Source organism: Betaproteobacteria bacterium, from assembly GCA_009377585.1.
GTDB lineage: Bacteria > Pseudomonadota > Gammaproteobacteria > Burkholderiales > WYBJ01 > WYBJ01.
Genome location: WHTS01000077.1, coordinates 22226 through 29732 on the forward strand (window position 1 = coordinate 22226; position 7507 = coordinate 29732).

Consider the following 7507-nt stretch of genomic DNA (forward strand, 5'->3'; position numbering starts at 1 on the left):
CCGTGCGCGCCTGAATAGATTCATGATGCCTCCTCCGTCGCTGTTATGAATTTGCGCCTCGCATCTCGCGTGCGTATCGATGCCCGCGAAGGCGCTGCATCACTATGGCGCAAAGGCGGCGGCAAGAAAATGACCAAGGTCAAGTTTCGGCCTTCGAGTCGCTCGCGACATGCGCGTACGTCGACGCAAGCAGCATGAACACTGGTGATCGGTAGCGCGCAGGCGTTGCGTCCGCCTGCGCGCGATGGACTAGCGACAAACGAGCACGGGAACCTTGGAATGCGTCAGCACCTTCTGCGTCTGGCTGCCAAGAAGCACGCCGGACAAGCCGCGCCGGCCGTGGGAAGCCATGAAAATGAGATCGCACCGGTACTTCTTCGCCGCATCCATGATGGCGTCGGCCGCGTATTCGTTGGTGACGTACACGCTCTTGCACGGCACGCCCGCCTTCTCGCAGGCGCGCTCGATCACGCCCAGGTACTTCGCGGCGGTCTTGTCGATCAATTCGGCATGGCCTTCCTGCGTGGTGTAGCCGACCGGCAGGAAGCCTTCGTAGACCAGCGGGGTCGGCGCGGGCGCCGCGAAGAACCCGGTCACTTTCGCGCCCAGCGCCTTTGCCAGCTTGACGCCGTTCAGTGCGGCCGCGCGCGACAGGTCCGAGCCGTCGGTCGGAATGAGGATGTGCTTGTACATTTCGGTCTCCTTGTATCCAGTGCGCTTGTTCTCGGCTGTATCAATTGGAGTAGGGCAGCACCCAGATGAGCATCCCGAGCACGTAGCACACGAGCGAGCAGACGATCGTGAACGGAATGCTCCAGGAGAGGAATTCGCGCAGCGACACCTTGCGTCCTTCCTCCTTCTCGCCCAGGCTCAACGCGACGTACAAGGCAGGCGCACCGGCCACGGTGAGATTGCTTCCGAGCGTGCCCGACCACAGCAGCATCCACCACAGCGGCCACGGTTCGATCCCGCCCTGGGCCATGTCCTTGATGGTGTGCAGGAACGTGAGGATGTAGGCGTCGTGCTCGACGATGCCCACGATCGGCACGGTCACCCAGTAGAGCAGCGTCGCGCCGAGCGCATAGTTCTCGACGAACACCGGCCGGATCGCATTCGCCAGCATGTCCAGGATGTGGCTCTTTTCCAGCCCGCCGACCAGAGCGAACAGCGCGATATAGAAGAAGATCGCGCGCCAATCCAGCTCCTGCATCGACTCCTCGAAGCTCGACGTCTTGACGCGGTCGCCAAGCAGCTCGAGCACCAGCACCAGCGTGACGGCGCCAGTCAGCGCGATGAAGCCGAGCTGCACGCCGAGCAGCTCGCGCATCGACATGGCGATGACGGTGCCGACGAACCAGACCACCACGATGGTCGCAAACAGCGGATTCGGTATCTTGGCTTCGACTCCAAGCGCCGACATATCGGCAACGCGCGTGTGGCCGCGAAAGCCGTAGAACCACATCGCGAGCAGCGTGATGGCGAACGTGATCATCAGGATCGGGAACGAAGACGGCCGCCCGAACTGCCACAGGAAGTCCCAGAATTCGGCGCCCGCGACGCTGTGCAGCATCTGCGGCGGCAGGTCGCCGATCAAGAGCGCGGTGCCCATGAAGTTGGCGCCGAAGCCGATCATCAGGATGACGGGCACCGGAGGCAGCTTCACGGCGCGCGCGAGGGGCAGCGCGACCGGCGCCATCATGAGGATCGTCACCACGTTGTCGACGAACATGGAAATGATGCCGGCCAGCATCGTGAGGATGATGACCAGAAGCCCCGGCCGGCCGCCCGACAGCTTGAGCGCCTGGATCGAAAGCCAGCTCGGCACTCCGCTCTTGCCGAAATAGCCGGCGATGATCCAGATGCCGACCAGGATCGCCATGACGTTCCAGTCGACGTAGTTGAACGCTTCGGTCTCGGTCATGATGCCCAGCCAGCACATCACCGCCACGCCGATCAGCGCAGCCAGCGTGCTGTCGACCACGTTGGTGATCACCGCCAGGATCGTGAGGCCGAACACGATCAAGGTAACCCACTGCATCATTTCCATTGCAACGTCTCCCTCACAATCATCGATTTGGGTGCATTCAAGACAGCCGGCCGTCCGCTGCCGCCTCGCGCCCGTAGATGGCAACCGCGGCCGGCGCGTCGTCGAATACGGTCTTGCCGCGCTTCTCCGTCGGATGCCAGCCCCAGAGCGCCAACATGACGAAGAAGCCGATCACGTACGCCACCGGGACGAACCAGCCGTGCCGGAGCCAGGCTGCAACCGACCTGGCCTGAGGATACATATTGGAGAGCGCGACGCCGGCCGAGGACCCGAACCAGATCATCGAGCCGCCGAAGCCGACGGCAAATGCGAGTACGGCCCAGTCGTAGCCGCCCTGTTTCAATGCGAGAGCTGTCAGCGGAATGTTGTCGAACACCGACGAGATGAAGCCGAGCCCGAACGCGGTCTGCCACGACGCCGCCGGCAGCTTCTCGACCGGCATCATGGAGGCGATGCTCACCAGCGAGAGCAGGAAGATGCTGCCCTTGATGGCCTCGGGCAGCAGCGACCATTCGGGTCTGCGCCAGCTGGCTGTGAGAAAGAGCGCCACCCAGACCGCCAGCCCGATCACGGGCAGCTGGTCCCCGAGTTGCGGCGCCTGCGTGTTCATCAATACGTTGGCCACGATCGCAGCGGCGAGGATGATGAAGACGATCGCGAGCCGCGCCCAGTCGATGCCTTCGCGGGTGGTCTCGTCGCGCGCAATTGGACAATACCGCTGCTGCAGCAAAGCCGCCGGAACGCCAAGCACCAGCAACGCCACAAAGGCGGCTATGAACGCGGGCAGCACCGTAGTCGCCGCCACGCCGTCGATCCACATCATCGTGGTGGTGGTGTCGCCCACCACGCTGCCGGAACCGCCCGCGTTGGATGCGGCCACGATCGCGGCCAGATAACCGATGTGGACTTTGCCGCGGTAGACCACGCCGGCCATGGTGCCGCCGATCAAGGCCGCGGCGATGTTGTCGAGGAACGACGACAGCACGAAGATCAGGCAGAGCAGCACGAAGCCGCCCTTCCAGTCGTCGGGCAGGTAGCGCGGCAGCGTGGCGGGAACGCGGCTTTCCTCGAAGTGTTTCGACAGCAGCGCGAAACCCAGCAGCAGTCCCAGCAGGTTGGTCAGGATCACCCACTCGTGGGCGAAATGGGCGCCGAGTCCGGCCAGGCCGTCACCCGTCTTGAACCCGGTGAAGGCGAGCTTGTAGGCGGTGACCACCGCCAGGCCGGTCAGCGCGACCGCGAGCGTATGGTGATGCAGCACACCAACGCCGATCAGCGTCAGCGCGAACAGGATGAAGTCGACCGGAATGCCGAACAGTGCCGGCCCGTCGGTTGCCGCGGCAACCGCCAGGTCAGGCTGGAGGATCGATGCAGCGGCGAGCGCCAGGCCGAGCGGCCACTTCGCCGACCTCCGTCCGTGCGCGCCGTCCGCGCCCGCATGCTGCATGCGCATCCTCCCTCGTTCACGACTCGGGCCGCATGCCGGGGCGTACTGCACGCGCACCGAGCCGCTGCCTTCATCCCGAAGACATACCTATCAAGGTCTACACGGGCAAAGGTCTCGCCTGCAACGCTGGGTGCCGGAGCGACCGGGGATGCGCAAGAGTTGCGCGATCCCGTGATGACGGCCGCTTCGCGACGGCTTTCGCCGCCGTAGCTACTCCCCTTTGGAGTTGCATTCCATGCCGTACGGAATGCAGAGCGCCTTTTATCACGCGCGCTTCGCGGGCGTCAATCGAACGCCGCGTGCGGCTTGGTTTCGGCCGCGTGCGGCTTGGTTTCTCGCACCACGACTCCTTCTCGCACCACGAGTCGGTTCGCTCGCGCGAGCCGATCGTGTGCCGATGGCGCTACGCTCACGGCCGGCGCCTGCGTGGGACGTTCTCTCTTGTCCGTGGGATACCATCCCCAAAGGGCCAGCATGACGAAGAATCCCACGACGTAGGCGACGGCGATGAACCAGCCGTGCTTCAGCCAGGAGCCGACCGAGCGCGCTTCCGGAAACATATTGGATACGGCAACGCCGGCCGACGAGCCGAACCAGACCATCGAGCCGCCGAAGCCCACGGCAAAGGCGAGCAACGCCCAGTCGTAGCCGCCTTGCTTCAGAGCCAGCGCGGTGAGCGGAATGTTGTCGAACACCGAAGAGACGAACCCGAGCGTAAGCGCCGATTGCCAGGATGCCGCGGGCAGGCGTTCCACCGGCATCATGGAGGCGATGCTGACCAGCGCCAACAGAAAGATGCTGCCCTTGAGCGCCTCGGGCAGCAGGCTCCACTCCGGACGGCGCCAGAATGCGGTGACGAGCAGCGCAACCCACACGGCGAGCCCCAGCGCCGGCACCTTGTCCGCCAGTTCGGGCGCTCTGCTGTTGACCATCACGTTCGTCGCCACGGCGGCGAGCAGGATGATGAGCACGATGCCGACACGGGCCCAATCGATGGTGATGCGCGCCGACGGATCCTTGACGATCGGCGAGTGGCGCTGCTGCAGGAGCGCCGCGGGAACGGCGATGACGACGAGCGCGGCGATGGCGGCGATGAAAGCAGGCAGGACGTCGATCGCGCTCACGCCGTCGATCCACATCATCGTGGTGGTCGTGTCACCGAGCACGCTGCCGGCGCCGCCCGCGTTCGACGCCGCCACGATGGCGGCGAGATAACCGATGTGTACCTTGCGCCGGTACACCGCAGCGGCGATGGTCGCGCCGATCAGCGCCGCGGCGATGTTGTCCAGGAACGCCGACAGCACGAAGATCAACGCCAGCAGCACGAAGCCGCCTTTCCAGTCGTCCGGCAGGACGCGCGGCAAAGCCGCCGGCACGTGACTTTTTTCGAAATGATTGGACAGGAGCGCAAACCCGAGCAACAGGCCGAGCAGGTTGGTGAGGATCACCCACTCGTGGGCGAAGTGCGCGCCCAGGCCGGCGAGCCCCGGGCCGGTATTGAAGCCGGTGAAACCGAGCTTGTAGGCGATGATCACGGTCAGCCCGGTCAGCGCGACCGCGAGCGTGTGATGGTGGAATATGCCGACGCCGAGCAGCGTGAGGGCGAACAATACGAAATCGACCGGTATGCCGAACAATGCCGGTCCGCCGGCATCTGCCGCCCAGGCTGGCGATGCGCCGGCCAGGATGAATACGACGAAGGCAAACACGCCCGAGGAAAACGACATTCGGCGACAGGCGCGCGCGTAGCGCGCTGCGGCAGCGTCATGCATGCGTACGATCCTTCTTATTCGTCGCCGAGCGCGATCCTCGCTCACAGGCGCGAGGAATATTCGCGACAGCGATCCGGCTCTCGAAGCACGCCCGAATGCAGCGAATCCCGAAGCGGAAAACGCTGCGAGCGGCTGGGCCGCCCTTCGAACGCAAACAAAGGTCTCGCATGCAGTGATGCCGGCACGGCCGGGGCAACCGATCGCTCGGCATTCCGTCTTGACGACCGTACCGCAGCGGCCGTTGCGCCGCTGTAGCTACTCCCCTTTGGGATGCTTGCCGGTCGATCGTACCGGCAAGCCGGGCACTTGTAACATGCTCGCGCGACGAGCGTCAATGAACGCTCAGAACAGCCCCACCACCTTGCCGTTCGCGTCGACGTCGATCTTCTCGGCCGACGGCACTTTCGGCAGGCCCGGCATGGTCATCATGTCGCCGCAGATCATGACCACGAATTCGGCGCCCGCGGCGAGCCGCACTTCGCGGATGTTGACGATGTGACCGGTCGGCGCCCCGCGCACGCTCGGGTCGGTCGTGAACGAAGACTGGGTCTTCGCCACGCAAACGGGATAGTGGCCGTAGCCCGACTCCTGCAGCTCCTTGATGCGGTTGCGCACCTTGGCATCGGCCGTGATGTCGGCCGCGCCGTATACGCGCGTGGCGATCTTCTTCATTTTCTCCCACAAGGGATCGGCGTCGTCGTAGACGAAGGTCGGGCTGGACTTCTGCTCGCACATCGCGACCACCGCGCGCGCGAGATCGGCCGCGCCCTTGCCGCCCTCCGCCCAGTGGTTCGCCACGACCACGCTTGCGCCCAGCTTGCCGATGCGGTCGGCGAGAAGATCCATCTCGGCCTGGGTGTCGGCGGTGAAGCGGTTGATCGACACGACGCAGGGAAGGCCGTAGACCTCCTTCACGTTGTGCACGTGGCGCTCGAGGTTGGCCAGGCCTTTCTCCAGCGCGGGCAGGTTCTCGACGTTCAACTGGGTGCGATCGATGCCGCCGTGATGCTTGAGCGCACGCACGGTGGCGACGATGACTGCGGCAGCGGGCTTCAAGCCCGCCTTGCGGCACTTGATATCGAGGAACTTCTCCGCACCGAGATCGGCGCCAAACCCGGCTTCGGTGACCACGTAATCGGCGAGCTTCAACGCCGTCTTGGTCGCGGTGACGGAGTTGCAGCCGTGCGCGATGTTGGCGAACGGGCCGCCGTGGATGAACGCCGGGTTGTTCTCCAGCGTCTGCACCAGGTTGGGTGCGATCTGATTCTTCAGCAGCACGGCCATCGCGCCGTGCGCCTTCAGATCGCGCGCGCGCAGCGGCTTGGCGTCGCGGGTGTAGCCGAACACGATGTTGCCCAGGCGCTCCTTCAAGTCCTGGAGCGAGGTGGCGAGGCAGAAGATCGCCATCACCTCGGAAGCCACCACGATATCGAAGCCGTCCTCGCGCGGGTAGCCGTTGGCCGTTCCGCCGAGCGAGCACACGATGTCGCGCAAGGCGCGATCGTTCATGTCCATCACCCGCTTCCAGGTGATCCGGCGCGGATCGATGCCGAGCTCGTTGCCGTGCGTGATGTGATTGTCGATCATCGCCGCGAGCAGGTTGTTCGCAAGCGCGATGGCGTTGAAGTCGCCGGTGAAGTGCAGGTTGATGTCTTCCATCGGCACGACTTGCGCATAGCCGCCGCCGGCTGCGCCGCCCTTCATGCCGAACACCGGCCCGAGCGAAGGCTCGCGCAGGCAGATGATAGTCTTTTTGCCGATGTGATTGAGCGCATCGCCCAGGCCCACCGTGGTGGTGGTCTTACCCTCCCCGGCCGGTGTTGGGCTCATCGCCGTGACCAGAATCAGCTTGCCGTCGGGTTTGTCCTTCAAGCTCGCGACGAACTCGAGCGAAACCTTGGCCTTGTAGTGCCCGTACGGCTCGAGGTGGGCCTCTGCGATGCCGAGCTTCGCGGCTACTTCCACGATGCGCTGCATTTTCGCCTGCTGGGCGATCTCGATGTCGGATAACGCCATGGTGTCCTACCTCGCAGTGAGCCCTGCCGGCGGCACGCCGGCAATAACTTCCCACCGGCGGCGCGCCGGCAGTGACTTCGCGCCGCCGGTGCGCGGGCAGCCACTATACTGGGCGCGGCGCCGCCCCTCCCTTGACCGCGGTCAATTTTCGCGCCGCCCTCCTCACAACCCCACACCACCCCGCCCGCTCGCGCGGGCACCCCTCCTCGTGAGCAGTATTAGCCC

At 64.8% G+C, this 7507-nt stretch carries 3 protein-coding genes and 2 pseudogenes; all 5 read right to left on the reverse strand.

Annotated elements, in window-relative coordinates:
• Window positions 1-249: 249 nt before the first annotated feature.
• A complete protein-coding gene (locus tag GEV05_20915; GenBank protein ID MPZ45800.1) occupies window positions 250-693 on the reverse strand; it encodes a universal stress protein in 444 nt (147 codons plus the stop codon).
• Between the two features lie 40 nt (window positions 694-733).
• The gene (locus GEV05_20920) at window positions 734-2047 is read right to left on the reverse strand and encodes a TRAP transporter large permease subunit (protein ID MPZ45801.1); all 1314 of its coding nucleotides are present in this window, start codon (window positions 2045-2047) and stop codon (window positions 734-736) included.
• A gap of 130 nt (window positions 2048-2177) precedes the next feature.
• Window positions 2178-3365, reverse strand: a pseudogene (locus tag GEV05_20925) (citrate transporter).
• Between the two features lie 578 nt (window positions 3366-3943).
• Window positions 3944-5131 (reverse strand): annotated as a pseudogene (locus GEV05_20930) (citrate transporter).
• Between the two features lie 477 nt (window positions 5132-5608).
• Window positions 5609-7282 carry a formate--tetrahydrofolate ligase gene (locus tag GEV05_20935; protein ID MPZ45802.1) on the reverse strand — a complete coding sequence of 558 codons (1674 nt, stop codon included), beginning with the start codon at window positions 7280-7282 and terminating at the stop codon, window positions 5609-5611.
• Between the last annotated feature and the right edge of the window lie 225 nt (window positions 7283-7507).